Annotated in this window: 20 protein-coding genes; 11 read left to right on the top strand and 9 right to left on the bottom strand. The window is 42.7% G+C overall.

Annotation, left to right across the window (positions count from 1 at the left end; genetic code table 11):
- Positions 1–563: 563 nt before the first annotated feature.
- Positions 564–785 carry a hypothetical protein gene (locus tag BP621_RS09995; protein WP_292389510.1) on the bottom strand — a complete coding sequence of 74 codons (222 nt, stop codon included), beginning with the start codon at positions 783–785 and terminating at the stop codon, positions 564–566.
- A 403-nt stretch (positions 786–1188) separates the two neighbouring features.
- Between BP621_RS09995 and BP621_RS09990 the strand changes: the two genes are divergently transcribed.
- Positions 1189–2646, top strand: coding sequence for a cobyric acid synthase (locus tag BP621_RS09990; RefSeq protein ID WP_292389508.1), 1458 nt, complete (start codon positions 1189–1191; stop codon positions 2644–2646).
- Between the two features lie 987 nt (positions 2647–3633).
- Here the strand turns inward: BP621_RS09990 and ala are convergent.
- Entirely contained in the window at positions 3634–4614 is a 981-nt protein-coding gene (gene ala / locus BP621_RS09985) for an alanine dehydrogenase (protein ID WP_292389507.1), read from the bottom strand.
- Positions 4615–4812: 198 nt separating this feature from the next.
- Between ala and BP621_RS09980 the strand changes: the two genes are divergently transcribed.
- Positions 4813–5538, top strand: a complete 726-nt coding sequence (locus tag BP621_RS09980) for a DUF434 domain-containing protein (RefSeq protein WP_292389505.1) — start codon at positions 4813–4815, stop codon at positions 5536–5538.
- 7 nt (positions 5539–5545) lie between these two features.
- Here the strand turns inward: BP621_RS09980 and BP621_RS09975 are convergent, their stop codons facing one another.
- A complete protein-coding gene (locus tag BP621_RS09975) occupies positions 5546–6595 on the bottom strand; it encodes a tetratricopeptide repeat protein (RefSeq protein ID WP_292389503.1) in 1050 nt (349 codons plus the stop codon).
- Positions 6596–6850: 255 nt separating this feature from the next.
- Complete coding sequence (locus BP621_RS09970; RefSeq protein ID WP_292389502.1) at positions 6851–7240, bottom strand: hypothetical protein; 390 nt, start codon at positions 7238–7240, stop codon at positions 6851–6853.
- A 444-nt stretch (positions 7241–7684) separates the two neighbouring features.
- Here BP621_RS09970 and BP621_RS09965 point away from each other — a divergent pair, with 444 nt between their 5' ends.
- Entirely contained in the window at positions 7685–8497 is an 813-nt protein-coding gene (locus tag BP621_RS09965) for a serine/threonine protein phosphatase (RefSeq protein WP_292389500.1), read from the top strand.
- A 193-nt stretch (positions 8498–8690) separates the two neighbouring features.
- On the opposite strand, the gene BP621_RS09960 is transcribed toward BP621_RS09965, so the two are convergent.
- Positions 8691–9878, bottom strand: coding sequence for a tetratricopeptide repeat protein (locus tag BP621_RS09960; protein ID WP_292389498.1), 1188 nt, complete (start codon positions 9876–9878; stop codon positions 8691–8693).
- A 587-nt stretch (positions 9879–10465) separates the two neighbouring features.
- Between BP621_RS09960 and BP621_RS09955 the strand changes: the two genes are divergently transcribed.
- A complete protein-coding gene (locus tag BP621_RS09955; RefSeq protein WP_292389496.1) occupies positions 10466–10876 on the top strand; it encodes an FxsA family protein in 411 nt (136 codons plus the stop codon).
- Between the two features lie 133 nt (positions 10877–11009).
- Here the strand turns inward: BP621_RS09955 and BP621_RS09950 are convergent, their stop codons facing one another.
- The gene (locus BP621_RS09950; RefSeq protein ID WP_292389495.1) at positions 11010–11726 is read right to left on the bottom strand and encodes an LrgB family protein; all 717 of its coding nucleotides are present in this window, start codon (positions 11724–11726) and stop codon (positions 11010–11012) included.
- A 2-nt stretch (positions 11727–11728) separates the two neighbouring features.
- Positions 11729–12181, bottom strand: coding sequence for a CidA/LrgA family protein (locus BP621_RS09945; RefSeq protein ID WP_292389493.1), 453 nt, complete (start codon positions 12179–12181; stop codon positions 11729–11731).
- Positions 12182–12529: 348 nt separating this feature from the next.
- Here BP621_RS09945 and nifS point away from each other — a divergent pair, with 348 nt between their 5' ends.
- The 7 genes from nifS (at position 12530) to BP621_RS09910 (ending at position 18896) form a co-directional block, all read left to right on the top strand.
- Entirely contained in the window at positions 12530–13720 is a 1191-nt protein-coding gene (gene nifS, locus BP621_RS09940; RefSeq protein WP_292389491.1) for a cysteine desulfurase NifS, read from the top strand.
- 39 nt (positions 13721–13759) lie between these two features.
- A complete protein-coding gene (gene nifU, locus BP621_RS09935; protein WP_292389489.1) occupies positions 13760–14149 on the top strand; it encodes a Fe-S cluster assembly scaffold protein NifU in 390 nt (129 codons plus the stop codon).
- 304 nt (positions 14150–14453) lie between these two features.
- On the top strand, positions 14454–15440 hold the full coding sequence (mptN, locus tag BP621_RS09930; protein ID WP_292389488.1) for a tetrahydromethanopterin:alpha-L-glutamate ligase: 987 nt from the start codon (positions 14454–14456) through the stop codon (positions 15438–15440).
- A 216-nt stretch (positions 15441–15656) separates the two neighbouring features.
- A complete protein-coding gene (gene pth2 / locus BP621_RS09925) occupies positions 15657–16004 on the top strand; it encodes a peptidyl-tRNA hydrolase Pth2 (RefSeq protein ID WP_292389487.1) in 348 nt (115 codons plus the stop codon).
- Between the two features lie 126 nt (positions 16005–16130).
- The gene (locus tag BP621_RS09920) at positions 16131–17375 is read left to right on the top strand and encodes a transglutaminase-like domain-containing protein (protein WP_292389485.1); all 1245 of its coding nucleotides are present in this window, start codon (positions 16131–16133) and stop codon (positions 17373–17375) included.
- 38 nt (positions 17376–17413) lie between these two features.
- Positions 17414–18730 carry a tRNA pseudouridine(13) synthase TruD gene (gene truD, locus BP621_RS09915; RefSeq protein WP_292389484.1) on the top strand — a complete coding sequence of 439 codons (1317 nt, stop codon included), beginning with the start codon at positions 17414–17416 and terminating at the stop codon, positions 18728–18730.
- A 25-nt stretch (positions 18731–18755) separates the two neighbouring features.
- Positions 18756–18896: a hypothetical protein gene (locus BP621_RS09910; RefSeq protein ID WP_292389483.1), complete on the top strand. Its 141-nt coding sequence runs from the start codon at positions 18756–18758 to the stop codon at positions 18894–18896.
- 62 nt (positions 18897–18958) lie between these two features.
- On the opposite strand, the gene BP621_RS09905 is transcribed toward BP621_RS09910, so the two are convergent.
- The gene (locus BP621_RS09905) at positions 18959–20359 is read right to left on the bottom strand and encodes an MATE family efflux transporter (protein WP_292389482.1); all 1401 of its coding nucleotides are present in this window, start codon (positions 20357–20359) and stop codon (positions 18959–18961) included.
- Positions 20356–20784, bottom strand: a complete 429-nt coding sequence (locus BP621_RS09900) for a MarR family winged helix-turn-helix transcriptional regulator (protein WP_292389481.1) — start codon at positions 20782–20784, stop codon at positions 20356–20358. The genes BP621_RS09905 and BP621_RS09900 overlap by 4 nt, the downstream gene beginning before the upstream one ends.

Below are 20784 nucleotides of genomic sequence, written 5' to 3'. Positions count from 1 at the left end.
GTTTTGCTCCTCGTTTCCCCATAATATATCAATTATGTAGTTCTAATATATAATATCAACTGAATATAATTGGAGCACCATAAATTAAAAAGTAACTAAAATGCAACCGCAAGATTACCAGAGAACAAATAAATTACAAAATATTTTATATAGAAATAAATTATTGAGAAAATCAGTATATAAAAAAGATCATAAAGATCATAAAGATCTCGTGCCGAAGATAGAAAAAGATTACCTGAATTTATACAAAGAGATTACCAGAATTTATACAAAGCAAAAAAATAGGAAAACAGAATTCTCATAAAGTGATCAGTTGATGAGAATTCCTGCACAAGGTTTTTGTTCGCTATGCTTCAGTATGTAGACATTACCTAAAAACGATATATAATTAACGGGAATTAAATTTTAAACTCGGTGAGATATTGGTTGACGTTGAAATGTTTAATGAGAAAGATAATTTTAACAGCGTTACCAATTTTTTACTGGAATAAGTAATTTTGAAGGAATATTTAAAAATGGAAAACATGGAAAAGAAAAAACCTATCTGTACTTCATTATTGTCTTTAAATAGTATCTAGTTTTAGATAAATTAACTGTGAAACTAACTGTTTAAAGTAGTCAGATAAAACAAGGATTACGTTGTTGGAAGTGCTTTCGATGGCAATCGTTCTAAGGACTTCAGGGGTGGTTTCGGTCCATCTTCTTGCCTTATAGCGGGTCTTTTCTATTTTAACGGTAACTTTTCGATCCCTTTTAAAATGCTCAAGTTCGACTATGCGACCCATATTCGCTTCTCAGACAGGAAAGCAATCTGCTGCAAATGCTGTAATGGCTGAAATAATAAAAGAAATAAAAAATTGGGGATTTAATTGTATTTTTCCCCGGTTCGATTACCAAAAAGATTACTTTAATTTATTTAAAAGAAAAATTAACTGGAGAAAGGCATTTTTTTCCAGGTTTAGCTAAAAAGGTACAAGCCTGAAATCCGGTCAGTTTTTTAAAGTAGATAAACAAAACCTGCAGTGAATCCGAAAGTATTTATTCTTTAGCTGAAGTATAAAAGAAGAAATATTAAAGATAAACAAGTTTACTTGATTTTCATTCTCAGGAGAAAAATAACAACCAATTTATGCGAATTATAAAAGTAAGTTTTAAAAAATAAGTGTTCGAGCAGAAGGTGTGGTAAAAATGGAAAAGAAAAGCGTCTTGATCCTGGGAACTGCCTCCCATGTTGGGAAAAGTTCAGTCGTGACTGCCATATGCAGAATCCTGTCGAGGGAATACAGGGTTGCCCCCTTCAAGGCTCAAAACATGAGCCTGAATTCCTGGATAACAAAGGATGGAAAGGAAATTGGAATTGCCCAGGCAATCCAGGCAAAAGCCGCAGGCACCGAGCCCACTGCCGATATGAATCCTGTCCTTCTAAAACCCAAAGGAGACTGTGTTTCCCAGATAATCCTGCTGGGAGAACCTTACGCTGACAGGAGCGCAGGTCAGTACTACGAGTCCATTGCAGAAATGAATGAAGTCCTTGAAGGAGCTCTCGAAAGGCTTTGCAAGAAACACGATGTTATTGTTATGGAAGGAGCTGGAGGAGCTGCCGAAATTAACCTCTACGAAAGGGATATTGTAAATATCGGCACTGCAAGACTTACACAGGCTCCCATAATCCTTGTTGGAGACATCGAGAGAGGAGGCGTTTTTGCAAGTCTCTACGGTACAGTTGCACTTCTTCCAGAAGATGTACGGAAAAATGTAAAAGGATTTATTATAAACAAATTCAGAGGCGATCTGGAAATCCTGAAGCCAGGCCTGAAGCAGCTTGAAGAAAAAACCGGCATTCCAGTACTTGGAGTCCTTCCTTATTTCAAACTTAATATTCCCTCGGAGGACTCGGTCTCACTTGAGGATAAAGAAGCCGAAAGAAACGAAAAAGAAATTGAGATCGCAGTTATTCGCCTGCCAAGGATCTCAAACTTTACGGACTTCGAACCCCTGGAAGAATCTGCTAAAATCCGCTACGTAGAGCTTGACGAAGATCTTGGAAATCCGGATGCGATTATGATCCCAGGCACAAAAAATACGGTTAACGACCTGCTCGACCTTAAGGCAAGTGGCATGGCCGGGAAAATCCAGGCCTTCAAGGGAAAAGTCCCTATTTTCGGGATCTGTGGCGGTTACCAGATGCTCGGGAAGACAATTTATGATTCCGGAGTTGAAAATGGAGTCGAAGCCGAATTCGAAGGCCTGGGGCTTCTGGATATAGGGACAAAGTTTGGAGAATATAAAAAGAGAACAATCCAGGTCACTAAAAAAGTGAATGCTTATGGCCCCATATTGGCTCCAATAGACGGAGAGGAAATAAAAGGATATGAAATCCATATGGGCATAACCGACTCTTACCGTAACATCTTCGGGAATGACGGTGCAATCGATGAGGCTGGCCTAGTAATTGGTACTTACCTCCATGGGCTCTTTGATAATAAAAACATAAGAGATGCCCTCATGCGATACCTCTACGAGAAAAAAGGACTTACTTACACGCCTGAAAATGCCATGACCGAAAGCGATGCCTACGAAGAACTTGCAAATGTAGTTGAGCAGAACCTTGATATGGGAAAAGTCTACGAAATAATAGGAATCTGAAAACAGGTATCTGAAAACTGCAGGTACCAGAATATTCAGGTGCTGCCAGGCAGAGCACCTGATTAAACTTTTTAGAAAAGGCACTTGGCGTAAAAAAATATTGAGCGCAAAAAAAGGTATTGAGCGGTTTTCAGGAGAGCATTGAGAATAGTCGGAACTAAAAACTTGGAATATTTGGGGATAAAATACAGTATTCGCGGAGGGGATAAACGGCCTCCAGAAACCACTCAATAATAAATGGTTTACTGCTAGTTATTTATGTATTGTGAATTTGTTCTATTATAGTTTCGAATTTAAAGATTTATGTTAAACTTCCCTCACCTCTAAACAAGAAAGAATACCTGTGACCTATTTGTTTTCTTTTTTAGCTTTCAATTATTCTAACTGACTATGCTACAGACCATCGTGTAAGGAATTTCCCATTAGGGTTATATAACCACGAAAAAGGAAGTAAAGTGCGGGAAAAAATAGATCCGTCTTTCCTATGTTCACCACTTCTGACCGGCGCCAGCTCTGGCTTTAACCCGCTACAATCTCTGTAGCGACCAGAGACATCAGAGACTCGAACAGCCTTAACTCTAAAACTTAATCCGCTTGCCGGCGGAAAGCAATGTTTTACCTAAAATTGCCTCTTTGGCGCAACCGTTGATCCGCAACCGTTGCGCCGGTTGATCACGCCGATAGGGTTTTGGGGATAAGATCCTCAAATATTTCTCGGGTTTTCGGTCAAGCCTTTTTTCAAAAGGGTTGTGACCATTCCCGCCGCGTTACCAGAAAGTAAGCTCGGGTAAATTAACCCTCCTGATCAGTTAAAAATCGACGTCTCTAAACCATAAATCAGCTCTCTTGGCTCAGCTCAGTATCTTCATTATAATTCAGCCCTCTTGAGTGAGCAAAGCGAGCGAAAAAGACTTCGTGCTGTTGCGATTACATTGCAACTCCCAGAAAATCTCCGATTTTCTGTGATCCCGAAACGGAATTCGGGTTTCAGAACATAGTGACTTGCCTGCCAAGCCCTTTACTGACAGCCCTCTCATAAACCAAGTGCGCGCTTGCGACATCCTGAATAGCAAGGCCTGTTGAATCGAAGATCGTAATTTCTTCATCACTTGTCCTGCCGGGTTTCAGGCCGACAATTACTTCCCCGAGCTCGGCATGAATATCGTTTTCCGAAATGTAGTGTTTTGAGAGAGGAACGTTTACCTCTCCGGAATGAAGGGCCTGAACAACATCGTCCACAATTATCTTGGACCGGATTAAAAGTTCGGGATCAAGTTCTTCTTTTCCTACTGCATCAGCCCCTATTGCATTTATGTGAGTACCTTCCTTGATCCACTGGGCCTTTACGATAGGTTTTCTGGAAGGAGTGGTAGTAACAAGGATATCGCAGTCGCAGACTTTCTCAATGTTTTCTTCGTAACGGATTTCACAGGGGGTAATATCTTCCATTTTGCGGATAAATTGTTCAGAGCTCTCCTTTGTCCTGGAAGTGACCCTTACAAGTTCGGGTTCAAAAACTTCGCAGAGAGCTTCGAGCTGGGTCTTTGCCTGGTTTCCTGCCCCAACAAGGCCTATAACTTTTGAATCCTTTCTTGCAAGGTATTTTGCGGCAATCCCTCCTGCAGCTCCGGTCCGGACATCAGTAAGGTAGGTTCCATCCATAATTGCTACAGGAGCGCCTGTTTCCGGAGAAATAAGGACAATAAGCGCCATTACCGTAGGAAGCCCACGATCCGGGTTTCCAGGATGGACATTTACAATTTTCACGCCAGTAATATCCTCCTCTTCAAGATATGCAGGCATTGTCCGCAAGTCCCCGTTATACGCCGTATAGTAAAGGTAGGATTTGGGAGGCATCTGGACCCTGCCAAGCCCATGCTGCCTGAAAGCCCTTTCTACAACCTGCATATCAGAACTCATATCTATAACACTTGTTACTTCTTCCTGAGTCAGCCATAGTATTTCCATAATAAACCCTCCAGCCGGAACCCTGAGCTGGCCCACAGCTGAACACCAAGATAAAATTGAACAGAACCGAAATAAAAACCAAAGAGGCAAACCGACGGCCTGAGATCACATTATCATTTTTATTTCCGCAAATATGTATATATAACATATATCTTCACTCATTTAAAGAACTCCCTTCCCAAAAGGAGAAAACCATTGATGAGAGATACGCATGTAAGTTCAGCCGGTTTTTCCGGTCCCTGTCTGAAAGAGGAATTGTTCAAAGAAAAATTACTCAAACCTGCGCGGGATATACGGAGCATACTCCGATGGGGCTATCCGAAGTTTGCGACCATCCGCTTCGTGGCTGACCACTTCCAGCTCAGCCTGGAAGAACGGCACATTCTAACAAGGGTGATTATGCCCCCGGATAGGATAGTTTCCAGGATAAATAAAAAAGCGGCCTGCACAGGCATAAAAGATAGGGATATTCTCCTTGATGGGTACAATGTCCTGCTTAGTGTGGATAGCCTGCTAAAAAAAGAACCTATGTGGCTCTGTGATGACGGATATATAAGAGATACTCGCTATCATTTCAGCAAAGCAAAACAGGCCGAAGATATCGAGGAAGCCCTCAATGTAGTCCTCAAGTTTCTTTCCGAAACTGGTCCAAAATCAGTCGTTTTTCTCCTTGACGCCCAGATCAGCCGGAGCGGGGAGCTTGCAGGTTTCATCCGCCATAAAATGAAAGAATACGGAATTTCAGGCGAGGCAAGAACTTCAAAAATCGCGGATTTTGAGCTGAAAACGGAAGGAGGAAATTCGGAAAAGAAGATATTTTTGGCAACTTCCGATGGAATTGTTATAGATTCTGCCCATGAGGTACTCGATATCCCTGCCTGCCTGATGGAAAAAATGGGAATTGAACCGATCAGGCTATATTAATCGGTTATCAGGCATTCCGTTTAAAGAACTCGGCCTGCCTGTAAATTTCTTCGGCGGCTACATACTGCCCTTTTTCTTTTAGCAAATCCGCGTACCCTTTCAGGGTTCCAAAATGCCCGGGGTCAAGCTCAAGGGCTTTTTTATACTGGACTTCAGCTTCGTGCCTATGTCCAAACCTGGCGAGCAACCTGGCATACTCACAATGAGCTTCAACATCCTCAGGGTTCAGTTTAAGAGCACACCTGAAGTGAACCCTTGCCCCGTGAATAAACCCATGTTCTGCAAGCAACCTGGCATAGAAAAGGTGAGGGCGTGGATCATCAAGATCGGCTTTGAGGGCTACTATGTAATGCTTCTCAGCATCAAGGGGTTCTCCCTTTTCTTCAAGGAAGCGAGCATAGCGAAAATTGGACTCCACATGGTCCGGATCAAGTTCAAGAGCTCGAGTATAGTGGTAACTTGCTTCGGTCTTTTGCCCGCGTTTGGAAAGTAGAATTCCATACCCGCAGTGGGCGCTCACGCTCTTCCGATCAAGAATCAAAGCTCGGCTATATACTTCTTCGGCCTCATCAAGTTTTTTGAGCCTTAAAAGCAGGCAACCGTAATTGTAAAGCGTATCTACGTGGGAAGGATTGAATTCCAGGGCTTTTTCGTATTGAACCCGTGCAGCATTATTTTTTCCTTCCCTCACCAGAACTGTTCCATACCCACAAAGCGCTTCAACACTTTGGGGATTCTGCTCGATTACTTCTTTGAATTCCCGTACAGCAAGTTTATCAAGTCCCAGTAGAAAAGCTGTTTTTCCTGCATCCATAAGGGCATCTTCCCGAGCTTTTCCTGAGAATAATGAAGCACAGGCTCTGGAAATGACATATTTCTCCCTGTGCATCGAATATTTGTCAAAAATAGAAGAAAGTTTCAGCAGGATTTCCTGGGAAAGCGAATGCTCATCTGAGAAGGAAACGACAAACTCAATGACCTTATCGAAGTCACAGTTATCAGCTGCAACCTGTTCGATTACATGAAAAACTAGCTTGTCTATAGCATCAATCTCCATGTCTAAAAACCTCCTGAAATTCACCTATAAAGAGATTTTATTCGGCTGGATATAAATAGTTGGCTGTCTCACTGTATAAATAAAAGGAGGAAGACGGGCTTTAAAAATAAGATTTTATAAAACATTGAAAAAGTAATCAATACTCGAAATTCAGAAAATTGAGAAACCGAAAAGAGAGAATGAAAAAGATTACTCTTCCAGGAGTTTTTACATGATGGATTTTCTAATTCATTCAAATATTACGATGTCGTTTATTCAGGCTCTTTTTACATGTAAACTGTACCGCGTTTCTACATCATATGTACCCTGAAGTTCTTCTTCAGTCAGTATTCCTCTTTCAATCAGTTTGCTGAGATTCTTCCTGTCAACTGACTCGACTATATCCCAGAGATCTTTCTTCATAAGATAGGGTTTTAACCTGTTGATACGCCAGAGTTTCCATTCAACCTTGTGCCGCCTGATTTCCACATCCCCGACTCTCAACACATCGATCTCTTTTTCCGTCAGGGTACTGAGGATATGAGTTCTCAATTCCTCTCTGCGCTTTTCCAGAACTGAGATTGCAGAGACAATATCATCGTATTCAAGCACAACATCTGTAAGATCCATCTCTTCAGGATCCTGCTCGTTGATATCAAGTTCCATATATTTGCCTCCTGTCTATATGCTGGATAAAAATTTTTATAAATAGCTGTAATTTATGGATTTTTAATTGTCTGGACTTTTAGCTGTCTGAATTTTTACTGTTTGAGATTTTAGTTGTCTGAACCTTTTATTGCTTGAATTTTTAGTTGCCTAAACTTTTCATTGCCTGAACTTTTAGTTGCCTGAACATCTAATTGCTTAAACTATTAAGTTTATCATACTTGATTTTAGATTTTGATACTATTAAGCCTGCCTTCACGAACAAAAATAAAGACTCTGACGGCATACACGGTTGCTGGAAGGATTTCTCTTTGAGGTCTGGAAACGTTTATCGTATAAAAATTCCCTGTATACAAAGAATATTTTCGGATTAGTTTCCCTATAAAAGCCATATAGATAATTTGAGATTGGCTTCCTAAGAGGACCTTGAACAGAGGTGAGCCCGTGGTATCAGGAAAGGTCTCCAGGAAAATTGTCGCAAAAGAAGAACTGCTTCTTCTTCTCCCTAGAATAGAACGCGTTTTGGAGGCGGAACCTGCCGTGCTTCGAATTGACGCCGAGCCGATAATGGTTATCGGGGATATTCACGGGGACCTTCAGGCTCTTGAATTCGTAATTGAAAAAAGGCAAGAAATGAATTGTAAGAACATTCTTTTTCTTGGGGATTATGTGGATAGAGGGCCGCAGGGTACCGAAGTCCTAATAAGGCTTTTCCGGTTGAAGCTCGAAGATCCAGAACATATATTCCTGCTCAGGGGAAATCACGAAACTGTGGATATGAACCTTTACTACGGTTTTTTTGAGGAAATAAGCTGGGATCAGGAATTTCTCATGAGGGTCAGCCGGACATATGATAAAATGCCGATAGCAGCCGTACTTTCGGGGCATACATTCTGCGTACATGGCGGGATTAACGGAACCGGCAGCATTGAGGGCATAAGAAAGGAAGAAGCCCTTGCTTTTCCCTATCTCTGGAATGATCCTTCGAAACATCCAGGACTCACAGCTTCAACCAGAGGTTCGACTGTAAAAGAGTTCGGGCCAGACATTGTAGACGACTTTTTACAGACAAATAACCTGAAAAGAATTATAAGAGGCCATACAGCCCTTGAAAATGGATACAGGTGGTGGTTTGATGGAAAACTGCTCTCCCTTTTTTCCTGTCCCGATTATGTAGGACTCGGGAATGCGGCGGCTTTTGCATTATTTGAAAAAGAAGAGATTCAACTGTTCGTTTTCGGGAGCCAGCAAGAATAAGAAAAAATTTACTCCTGTTGAACCATTACTTCTCCTAAGAACTCTACTGTAGTATATTGCGAACATGCCGACCTATATAGAGAGGAATTATATAGAGGATTAATCAAAAGTAAAAAAGAAAATGCCGGGTTGGATGTTATTTTGATTAGAAAACAAGTTAGGGAAAGATTAGATAAAGTTCCGGACTTTTCTTTTAGTCCAGAATAATCCAGGTTTCGGTCATTTTGCTTCCTATATCCGGATCGAGCTGCATGGCCTTCGTATATTCCTTTTTGGCTTCGTTAAAGAGCCCCATCTTTCTCATAAGAAGGCCGTAACTGTAGTGAATGGGGGGGTAATAGGGATTCAGGACAAGAGCCTTCTCATACTGGTCCTGAGCTTCGGAAAAGCGCCCGATCTCCGAAAGAAGGTTTCCGTAACTATAATGTCCTTCGGCACTCTCGGGGTCCAAACTGAGCGCTTTCTTGTATTCCATTTCAGCTTCATACCTCCTTCCAAAGCGAGCAAGAAGATTTGCATAATTGGAATGGACTTTTGCATCGTTCTGATCAAGGGCAAGAGCTTCCATGTAGTGCACTTCGGCTTCTGAAACCCTGCCTTCTCTTGCAAGGAGATTTCCGTAGTTAAAAAGAGTCCGCCTGTGTCTCGGATTAAGAGAAAGAGCTTTTCTATACTCAACTTCGGCTTCTGAGCAACGCCCCAGGAAAGAAAGCAAAACTCCTAAGTTGTGGTGGAGGCTTGGGTCTTCAGGATCTAATTCTATTGCAAGCCTGTATTCCTTTTCAGCGTCCCTGAGCCTTCCCAGCTCATAGAGCAGGTTTGCGTACCCGCCTCTGGCAGGAACATAATCAGGATCTGCCGTAAGTGCCCTTGAATAGCACTCTTCGGCTTCCCTTACGTACCCGTACTCAGTTAGGAGGTAAGCGTATCCTGTATTCGCTTTTGCATGTTCTGGAGAGGCTTCAAGTATCGTTCTATATTCCTCCTGAGCCTCCTTGGTCCTTCCGAGCTCTAAAAGAAGTTCGGCATAGGTACACCTTACATCTCCATTCTCTGGATTTTCTTTTAGAACCTCCAGATATCTTGCCTCAGCTTCAAGGAAAAAGCCCAGAATATGCGCTGCAGTGCCCAGCGCAAAGCAGGCTTCTTCACGGAGCTTTCTGGAAGCGCATACGAAACAGGCTTTTGAGAAAACATACTCTTCCATAACCATTTTCTGCTGCTTGCAAGCATTAGAAAGGACAAGCAAGTCGTTGGGGGAAAATGATTTTTTTTCCGCAAGATCCAGGGCAAAATCAACTGCAGAACACAGATTCTTTTGATCGGATCCTATAGTTTCAATAACTTTATATACAAAGTCACCAATTGCATCAAAGTCCATATATCCGGCACCTCAGAAAAGTAAATACTTTTTTTAGGGGATAAGTGAAACTATCTGTGTAACATCCGGAGTATATTTTGCGTTTTATAGAATATATTAGTGTGCTAGTATTGCGCACAATCCTTGGTATAATATTATTTCATTCAATAGTACGTTATATCACGAGCATAATATTATAGCAATCATATAACAGACTATCCCTCTTTATCGCTAAATAAAACAGTTACCTGCTTAAAGCAACAGCATTTTCCTGACAAAGCGAACTTTGCAGGATAGGAATAGATTTGTTAAGGCAGGGAAAGCATGAAAAAATAAATTGGTATTTATAAAAGTATAATAATTATAGTTTGGAATGAAAAGAAAGTTCCAGCAGAAAAATTGAGATGGAATCGGAATAAATCGGCTTCAGAGGAGAATAATTACCGAATTAAGAAAATATAGTTCCAAGAAAATGAAATTATGAAAATTCGATCTTAATAAGGCAGATCAAAATTTAAAAGCATACTTTAACTATTACTAACGTGTATTAAACTGTTAATAAGTATTTATCAGTACTAATAAAGATATAGAGATCTAAAATTCTGAAAATGATCAGCATGTTTTTAAAAATCTTCTTGATTTTCCTCATCATCCCAGTTATTGAGCTTTATCTGCTCATCAAGATCGGGGGAATGATCGGAGCCTTAAACACCGTACTTATTATCCTGATAACCGCAAGTCTGGGCGCTTACCTTGCAAAATCTCAGGGTTTCCGCGTGCTTCGCGAGATTCAGGATGCAACAAGCAGGGGATACATGCCCGGAAATGAACTCCTACATGGGTTCTTTGTGTTAGTTGGAAGCTTTGCCCTTTTAACCCCTGGATTCCTATCCGATGTAATAGGGCTCTCCATGCTCATACCGCAGATAAGGAAGATCTATGTGGAAATGGCAAAAGGGGTTATAAGAAAAAAAATACAGAACGGTCAGTGGCAGATGAGAATGTACACGAATTTCTGATTACTCGGAAAAAGCCCATTAAAAACATCGGTTAAGGTGTAATATTTGTAGTGTAACATTTTGCCCCGAAACCAAAATTTCTACTTAATATTTGCATCCTAAACCGGAATTTTGCCTGTTTGAAATCCGCCATTTAAGTTATAAGTCCGAAGGCATAAAGCAGCAGGGGAACTAGAAAAACTGTAATCAAGCCTGCAATCCCTATTGCAAGTCCACTCATTGCCCCTTCGGTTTCTCCAAGTTCTATTGCCCTTGTTGTTCCAAGCGCATGAGATGCGGTGCCGATTGCGACGCCGACAGCAACTTTATCTTTTATCCGGAAGCAGCGGCAGATAAACGGACCCAAAATAGCACCTATAATTCCGGTAAATACGATTGCAGCTACTGTTATTGCAGGCAGGCCGCCTATCTGTTTTGAAATTTCAATACCGATGGGAGTGGTTACGGATTTGGGAGCAAGAGATTTGCTTATGGCCCCATCAAGTCCTAAAAGACTGGAAAGGGCAAGAATACTTGAAATTCCGGCTACGCAGCCTGCAATTATCCCTACAAGGATAGGAAGAGCATTACTTTTCAATAGCCGGATCTTTTTATAAAGAGGTACTGCGAGAACCACAGTTGCAGGCCCAAGGAAGAAAGAAATATAATCTCCTCCAAGATTGTAAGTCTCATAATTGATTCCAAAGTAGAGGAGGAAAACCATTACAAGTACAGAAGCGACAAGTAGGGGGTTAAGAATCGAAAGCTGGGTCTTCTTATACAATAGCGTGCCTATCTGGAAAGCTATTAAAGAGAGTAAGATCCCAAATATGGGCATATTGACAAACCCATTCAAAAAATCGGTCTGCAACTTCAGCTCACCTCTTTTGTTCTGTTCTCGTAGGCATGTACTCTTTTTGTATTTGTTCCAGACCCACTTTTATTACCTTCATTTTCTATGCAGTGGGCTTCCTTTGACGACTTTTTCCCTAAGAACCTTTGAACAAGTTCTACAGTAAGCCCTGTCACAGCCAATATTATAAAGGTAGAAATAAGGGAAACTGCAAGAATAGCAGTCAATTTTCCTTCAAGCAGAGTAAAACAGGTTATAAGGCTAGCGCCTGCGGGAAGAAAGAAAAAAGCCATGTTTCCTAGCAAAAAATCACTTATTTTGTCTATCATATTGAGTTTAATTACACCTGTATACAGGCTAAAGAAAAGAATGAGCATTCCCAGGACATTGCCCGGGATTGGCAGCCCTAAAGCTTTCTGTATTAGTTCGCCCAAGAAATAAATGCTCAGGATAATTGAGAATTGTTTTAGCAAAGTTGTTTTTCCCTCCCTGATTGAAATTGGACTACAAAATTTTTATATATATAATTTTTGGTTCATAAAATAATCTCATGTTTCCTAGCTTTGGCGAAAATGAGTTCACCTATCATTCAAAAAGTGGAAGAAGTCTGGTGAAAGCAGGAATGCTCACCAGTCCGTTGACTGCAGTTATTTTACTCACAACTACTACTGGTTTGACCTGTTCTTAATCGCGTTATTGAAAACTGAGGCTTCGTGGGAAGGAATGAAGTTGTTTTAAAAGTATCGTGATGAAAAAATCCAGAAACCGGAATATGCAATAAATTCATATTACGCAAACTCCTATTTTCATAGGGGGTTCTGATGGGAGAAAAGCGCTTTGTCTATATGGACCATGCAGCCACCACTTTTACAAAACCTGAAGTTGTTGAAGCTATGCTGCCTTTTTTGAAAGAACATTTTGGAAACCCTTCTTCTTTGTATTCAATAGGGAGAGAAGGTAAGGAGGCAGTAGAAACCGCCCGTGAGCAGCTTGCAAAGGCTCTGGGAGCTAATCCTGAGGAGATATATTTCACCTCAGGAGGAACCGAGTCCGATAACTGGGCTATCAAGGGAACGGCTTTTGCCAGGAGAAAAAAAGGAAAACACATCATTACCACGCCAATTGAACATCACGCCGTGCTCTATCCCTGTAAGTACCTGGAGACTCAGGGTTTTGATGTGACTTACCTGCCTGTAGACAGTTATGGGCTTGTAGACCCTGCAGAGGTTGAGAGTGCAATTAGAGATAATACTATCCTGATCTCAGTAATGTATGCGAATAATGAAATTGGGACAATAGAGCCAATTCATGAGATAGGTGGAATCGCAAAAGAATATGAGATTCCCTTCCATACCGACGCTGTTCAGGTAATTGGTAAAATCCTCCTTGAGATGGAAAAGAAAGAAAGAAATGTTGACATGCTTTCCCTTTCCTCTCATAAGTTCTATGGACCCAAAGGAATAGGAGCGCTCTATCTGCGGGAAGGGACAGAAATAGACAATTACATGCACGGAGGCGGCCAGGAACGCAAAAAGCGAGCAGGAACCGAGAATGTTGCAGGTATTGTAGGATTGGGAAAGGCAATAGAACTTGCAACAGGAAATCTTGAGAAGCATAATGAGAAAATGAAGAGAATGAGGGATCGTTTCCTTGCAGGAGTCATGAAAATTCCTGACTGCAGGCTTAACGGACACCCTGAAAAACGCCTTCCAGACAATCTGAATTTCAGTTTTGAGTACATTGAAGGCGAATCCCTGCTTCTCATGCTTGACGAGATGGGAATCTGCAGTTCCACAGGGAGTGCCTGTTCCTCAGGTTCTCTTGATCCCTCACATGTGCTCAGGGCAATAGGGCTGCCTCCGGAAATAGCTCAGGGTTCCCTTCGCCTGACCCTCGGGGATGATAATTCCGAAGAAGATATTGATTATGTACTTGAGGTCTTGCCTGAGACCGTCGAAAAGCTCAGGGTTATGTCTCCTTTCTATAAACCTGAAAATGCATGTAAGAAATAAACCGAAAGCGTAGATGAATATGAGAATAGGGGGAGTTTTGTGTATAATAAAAAAGTCATGGATCACTTCATGAATCCTAGAAATGTAGGGGAAATTGAAGACGCTGACGGTGTTGGAGAAGCAGGAAACCCCCATGGGGACCACATGAAGATATTCCTGAAAATCCGGGACGATCGAGTTACAGATGCGAAATTCAAGACTTTCGGTTGTGCGGCAGCAATAGCATCCAGCAGCATGGCAACTGAACTGATAAAAGGCAAAACCCTAAAAGAAGCCTGGGAGCTTACAAACGAGGCAGTCGCTGAGGCTCTCGAAGGCCTGCCTCCAGGCAAGCTAGAATGTTCGGTTCTTTCTAGGGAAGCAATCCACAGCGCAATAAATGAATACCGGAGAAAACAGGGGCTTGAGGCTCTTCCTGAGCAGACCTAATTGAGAGAAAATGAAAAACAAGACCTGATTGAGAGGAAATGAAAAATATCTAACCTACAGGTTGAAAAACCAGCCACCTTATCAGGGTCCGCACAATGAGCCATAAATCGATATAACTTCTAAAAACTAAAAAGTCTTCAAGATCTGTTGCATTCTAGATCTTATATATTTTAGGTCTCAGATATTTCAGATCTAATGTATTAAGCCTAAGATGTTTCAGATCTAATGTATTAAGCCTAAGATGTTTCAGATCTAATGTAATCCATATCGTAAACTTGATCTTATATTCTCCCGATGATGATCTATGAAAAAAATAGGGATTGTCATCACTGACCCGGAAGACTGGACAGCCAGGGCACTTACGGACGCAGCGAGAAAAAAAGATTTTTCTCCTTTTGTTCTGGATCTCAGGGCTGCAGAGGTCAGCATGAATTCGGCAACTAGGGAATCGGAAGTTGAGAAATCAACCGTAGTCTTCAAAGTGGGAGATACAAAACTCTCTGACCTTGACGCAATAATTGTAAGGGATGCGGGCGCAGGAGCTTTCGAAGGCGTATCTTTCAGGTTTGATATCCTACGTGAACTGGAAGACGAAGGGATCCCTGTTGTCAATTCCCCTGAAGCTATCCGGAATGCCGCGAATAAATACCATGCATCCTATCTTCTGGCAAAAGCTGGACTGCCTGTACCCAGAACCGTAGCCGTACAGGATATGGAAGCAGCCCTGAAGGTAATATCAAGATTCGGAGATGCCGTCATTAAGCCTGTTTTTGGGTATAAAGGAAAGGATATTGCAAGAGTAAGGAACGGCGAAGTCCGGTTTTCGGATAGAAAAGTAGAGCCCTCATCTCTGGAGTCAATTCTCAATCAGCTGCTTGAAGAGAGAGGTATGCTGTATATCCAGGAGTTTATAGAGAATCCAGGAAGAGATATCAGAGCTTTTGTCGTTGGTGGTACTGCTATTGGAGCAATTTACCGCAAGGCAGCATCCGGCTCCTGGGTTAATAACCTGAGCCAGGGAGGAAATGCAGACCGGTGTGTGCTCACGGAAGAACAAAAAGAAATTGCTGAGAAGGCTGCCCTGGCAGTGAGTACGACTTTTGCAGGTGTTGATATTATAGAAGGGCTGACTGACGATCTTAGCAAAGAAATTGAAACTAACTCCAGCCAAACTGAGGGGAGCCCTAAAATTCTTGAAGTCAATGGAACACCATCAGGAAAAGGTATTTTTGATGCATGTGGGATAAATCCGGCAGAGTATATTATAGAATACATCGAAAATACTTTATGAAATAATTATAAATGATGTCGATCATAATATTAGCAATATATCTATTCAATTTCGTAGATTTCTAGAAATTGTTTGATTTAGTACTTCGGGCCCGGATCAGTCACAATGCGGAGGATCAAAGAATAAATATAAAAGCCAGGATATAAAGCCGATCCGGATACCCTCATCGAAAACATTTAAGAAACAGGCGGACCTTCAATAAGCCCGAGGCAAAAGATGAGTGAATATAAACAGTGTATAGTTACCCGGGAGGATTTGAAGCTTTCCAAAGGCAAGTTTGCAGTACAGGTAGCTCATGCTGCCATTTCTGCTTCCGAGTGGGCAAGTAAAAGTGATCTTGAAAAATGGAAGGAAGGCGGGCAGAAAAAAATTGTCCTTAAAGTTCCTACTCTTAAAGACCTTTATGAACTTAAGGAAAAAGCAAGAAGAGAAGGTCTGCCTACTGCTCTGATACAGGACGCAGGACTTACGGAAATTCCGCCGGGAACGGTTACAGTCCTCGGAATCGGACCGGCAAAGGAAGAGCTTATAGATAAAGTTACGCGGGACCTTAAACTTGTTTAAGTGCCAGGAACCTGAAAGCCAGGTTTGGGAAAACTGCACTAAAATCAAACCGAGCCGAGGCTATCGATACGATAGCTCCTCCGATCAGGGAAGAGGTTCCGCCTATGTTCGATTCAGGAGGAGATCATGAGGGATTCAGGGGTTTCAGGAGAAAGAAAGGCAGCCTCAATAATTACTATTTTATGTTTATGCCTCGTACTCGCCGCACTCACAGGGGTGCTGTCTTCGGATTCGGTTGAGAATTTCAGAGAAGAGGTAACAGATTATATCACTTCCGGACTGGATCCCGGAAGCCAAGAGAGTACTTTTACACCTCAACCGGCTTTATTTACTTTTCCGGCAATACCCACATACTCCCCCAGAGAAAGCGAACTCACTCCTATCCTGAGAACTCCGTTGCAGCCTGGTTTCTCCCTGAACAGCAACTACCAGACCTCAGATTTATTCCAGGGAGGAATGGGCTATGTTAGAATCAGCATCAAAAACGAAGGTCGAAACCCAATTTTTATAGATAGGTACGGGGTTTCGGTTAATGCCTCCACAAGCCAGATTTATTCCGAGGACTGCGGAGTCTTGCTCGATCCCGGCCAAGAAAAGAATCTCGGGGTAATTACAGTTAAGATCCCTGAAGAAGAAAAAGCCAGTTTCAGTATTGTCCTCTGGCTGCTTGCCTCGACCTCGGAAGGAAAATGGCACGACTACGGACCCTATTCCCTGAAAAGCTTTACTGTAAACCTAAAGCCAATGCCAGAAAAATCGAATCCAGCATACCGATACAATCCCTCACCTTACTTTGAAACCATAAACCAACTTGTGGAGCCAGCCGAACCTGATGTAAGGGGCAAGGCAGCCCAGGTGGCTCGCTCATATCCAGGAGCTTATAATATATATCAGGTCTGTGCCCTCTTTGACATGGTAAAAGAGAATGTCGAATACGTAAGTGATCCAAGGTGTAACGACATGTGGGAGTCAGCCAACGTTACCCTGAAAATAGGAGCCGGAGATTGTGAAGACCAGGCAATTCTCCTTTCATCCATGCTAGAGGCTGTAGGAGGCACAACTCGGGTCTACCTGACCAATACTCATGCCTTTGCAGCAGTTTATATAGGCAATGGAACCGATGCGACAAATGCTGCAGTCGAAGGGGTAAGGGCTTATTACGGAAACGTTGATGTGAATTATCTGACTGACGAATACGGTTCCTGGCTGATGCTTGACCCAACTTCAAGCCTTTATGCAGGTGGGCTTCCCGGAAAAACGGCCCAGGCAAGAGTTAAAGCTGCTGAAGGAAACGAAACATATAGAAGTTGGACCTTTGTAAACACGAGCGAAGTAAAAGCTATTGATATCAACCCCAGGTGGTCTTTATAATTTTCACAAAACATATAGTAGAGGAGTGTTTTTAACTCATGCAAGTGCCGGAAATTGAAAAACAGATCGGAATAAATCTTTACTCCACGGATACCAACGGCCTCGGAGGGCAGCTTCGGCAAGAAGTGGAGGATTTTATTGTGAGAGAGATTACAAACCGAGAGGAAGGAGAGGAAGGGAAATACCTTATTCTTGAGCTCGTAAAACGTGACTGGGACACACATCACCTGATCAGGACTCTCGCAAAAATCCTCCAGATAAGCCAGAAGCGAATCAGCGTCGCAGGCACAAAGGACAAGCGTGCACTTACCACTCAGAAAATCAGCATTTTCGATATTGACGCCGCGGAAATTGAGAAGATCCACTTAAAAGACGTAGAGCTGAAAGTCCTTGGTCGCTCCCGAAAATCTGTTGAACTCGGAGACCTGTGGGGAAACAATTTTAGAATTACCATCCGGAATATAACCCACTCGCGTGAGGAGACAGACAAACTGCTCGGAAAGACCACAAACGATATCCTGGCTCTGGGCGGCGTTCCTAATTTCTTCGGGATCCAGCGCTTTGGCTCGGTACGTCCTGTCACGCATCTGGTAGGAAAAGCCATTGTTGAGGGAGATTTCGAAAAAGCTGCCCTGCTCTATATTGCCGAACCCTTCCCTGATGAACCTGAAGAAACAAAGGAAGCCCGCCAATTCGTTAAAAAGACCCGCGATTTCAAAGAAGGCCTGAAAACCTACCCTCTTCACCTTGGGCATGAAAGAGCAATGATGAACCATCTTATAGCAAATCCCGACGATTTTGCAGGCGCTTTTCTTGTTCTCCCGAAAAACCTTTACAGGATGTTTGTGCATGGCTACCAGTCCTACATATATAATACAATCCTGTGCAGACGGATCGAAAAGGGCCTTTCCTTAAATGAGGCTGTCGAAGGCGATATTGTCTGTTTCAAAAATGAGCATGGTCTGCCAGATTCTTCAAAAACAGAAGAAGTAAAGGCCGAAACCGTAGCTGCCATGAACCGCCTGATTAAAAGAAACCGGGCCTTCATAACCGCTCCCCTTCCTGGCTATAGTACGGAGTTTGCTTCGGGTATTCCGGGAGAGATCGAACAGACGGTTCTCGAGGAACTCAAGGTCCCTCTGCAGGGTTTCAATATAGAAAAAGTTTCTGAGATGAGTTCGAAAGGCACTCGCAGGGAAGTTATTCTGCAGGTTGGACCGAAGTTTGAGGTTGGAGAGGATGAACTAAACGTGGGGAAATCGAAAGCCATGCTTGAGTTCATGCTGCCAAAGGGAAGTTATGCTACAACCGTGCTCAGGGAATACATGAAAGTAGATCCTTTGAAGATGAGTTAAGAGCCAGTAACCCAAAAAATCCGGGTTGCAGAATAATATTCTGCAGGAAAAACGGGCTGCTGAAGGCAGCTATCTACTCTTATTAGTCCGGGAAGCCGTCGGTTTCCCAAAAAATGTCCTCCACACTCGACGTGATCGAGAAGCTTTTGCCCCCCTTGATGCCTGAGTTCTTGAATTCCTTATGCAGGGAGTTCTGACAGTAGTGTTCGCAGGGAGCAGGGACTCATTTTAGTTGTTAGGAGTTAATGCAATCTCAGAAGCAGAGAAGTGACCTTCCTCACTTACAGTTTTTCCATTCTTGAGAAAACCGAACTCTTTCCAGAGCAAGCCCAGCACGACCAGGAACATCAGAAATTCCGCAGCCGGGGTTGCGAGCCAGACCCCATCAAGGTCAAGTAAGGAGGGTAAAATCCAGAGCAGTGGGGAAAAGAAAAGAAAAACTTTTCCGAGCTGTATGAAAAGAGCTGCCCTGCTCCGGTTTGTGGATTGGAAATACACAGAACTCAGCATAACAGTCCCCTGGGCAAGGGGGGTAAACATGAAAATCCCCATGCCGTTTAGGGTAATTGCCAAGAGTTCGGGACTGTCGTGGTTGAAGATACGGATAATCTGTTCCGGAAATATAGAAAGAAGTAGGAAACCAATCACTCCGGTTCCGAGGCAGGAGATGACAGCTATCTTCAAGACCCCTGCAACTCGGGAGTAATAGCGAGCCCCATAATTAAAACCGATGATTGGCTGGGTACCGAGTGCAATTCCTTCAAAGATAAAGGAGAAAACCGCGAAGACATAACCTATGATTCCGTAACCTGAAACCGCAAGTTCCGAGCCGTACTTGAGCAGCATGTAATTGTTCGCAAAAAGCAGGAAGAAGGTTGAAAACTGCAATGCAAAGGAGGGTAGACCTGTCTCTATGATCCTGAGAACAATTCTTGGTTTCAAAAAGAGAGACTTGGGTTTTAGCCTCAGCCCTGCCCATCTGCTGAAAAAATAGAGAGACAACAGGGTTCCAGAAAAGGCGAAAGCAGTTACCATGGATGTAGCAGCCCCTGTGACCCCCATTCCCATGCGCATGACAAAGAGATAGTCAAGACCGATGTTTATGAGACTACTCGTAGCCAGACATATCATGGCAAGTCTTGGTTTCCCATCGTTTCGAACCAGAGGGTCGAGAGCAAGGGCCAGGAGCACGAATACCGAACCTGCAAATATGATTTTGAGATAAGTGTTTGCCATGTGAAAGACCGGGCCGGAAGCTCCCAACAAGCGGAGATAAGAGCCAGAGAAAGCCAGCCCGAAGGCGGTAAGACCTATTCCCGCAAGCAGGAGCAGAGAGAAAGCATTATGTACGAGCCTGAGGGCTTCCTGCCTATCAGCTCTGCCAAGGGTCAGGGCCACAAGGCTTGAAGTCCCGACCCCGATCATCTGTGCTATTGCAAACATGGCTACAAGTGCAGGATACGCAAGAGTCGCCGCTGCAAGCCCCTCGCTGCCCACTGCATTCCCGACAAATAAACCGGTGATGATCCCCTGGACTCCAGCAGCAACCAACCCGATGGTTGCCGGGAAAGTAAACTTCAGGAAAAGCTTTCTGATACTTGCAGATCCCATATTCAATTTATCAGTCATGCTTTTTCCTCTTCAAGCTTGGAAGCAATTTTCTCAAAGATTCTTTTTAGAGCCTCAAATTCTTCTTCATCCAGAATTTCCCGAATCTTTTCAAAAAACTTCATATCTGCCCTATTTTCGATCTCAATGACCCTTTTTCCTTTATCAGTAAGCTCGAGCAGACAAACCCTTCCGTCCTTCTGGGAAGCTTTTGTTTTTAACAGACCTTTTTCCGCCATTTTAGAAACCATGTTACTGGTAGAGGGTTTACTGACCTCCATGGCCTTTGCTAATTCAGAAATTGTGGGATTGCCCAGGGAATTAATTTTCCTGAGGTAGAGAAAGATATTGGAAGTGATATCACTGTATTCCTCTGAGAATTGGTATTCTTTTAAATTTTTTTGATAATAGTGATCCATTTTTTCAAGAAGCTTGGAAATTTCCAT

Source organism: Methanosarcina sp. UBA5 (assembly GCF_002505485.1).
In the GTDB taxonomy this organism is placed as follows: Archaea; Halobacteriota; Methanosarcinia; order Methanosarcinales; family Methanosarcinaceae; genus Methanosarcina.
The sequence above is the reverse complement of the archived record's forward strand: the minus strand, read 5'-3'. Positions and strand labels throughout refer to the sequence as shown.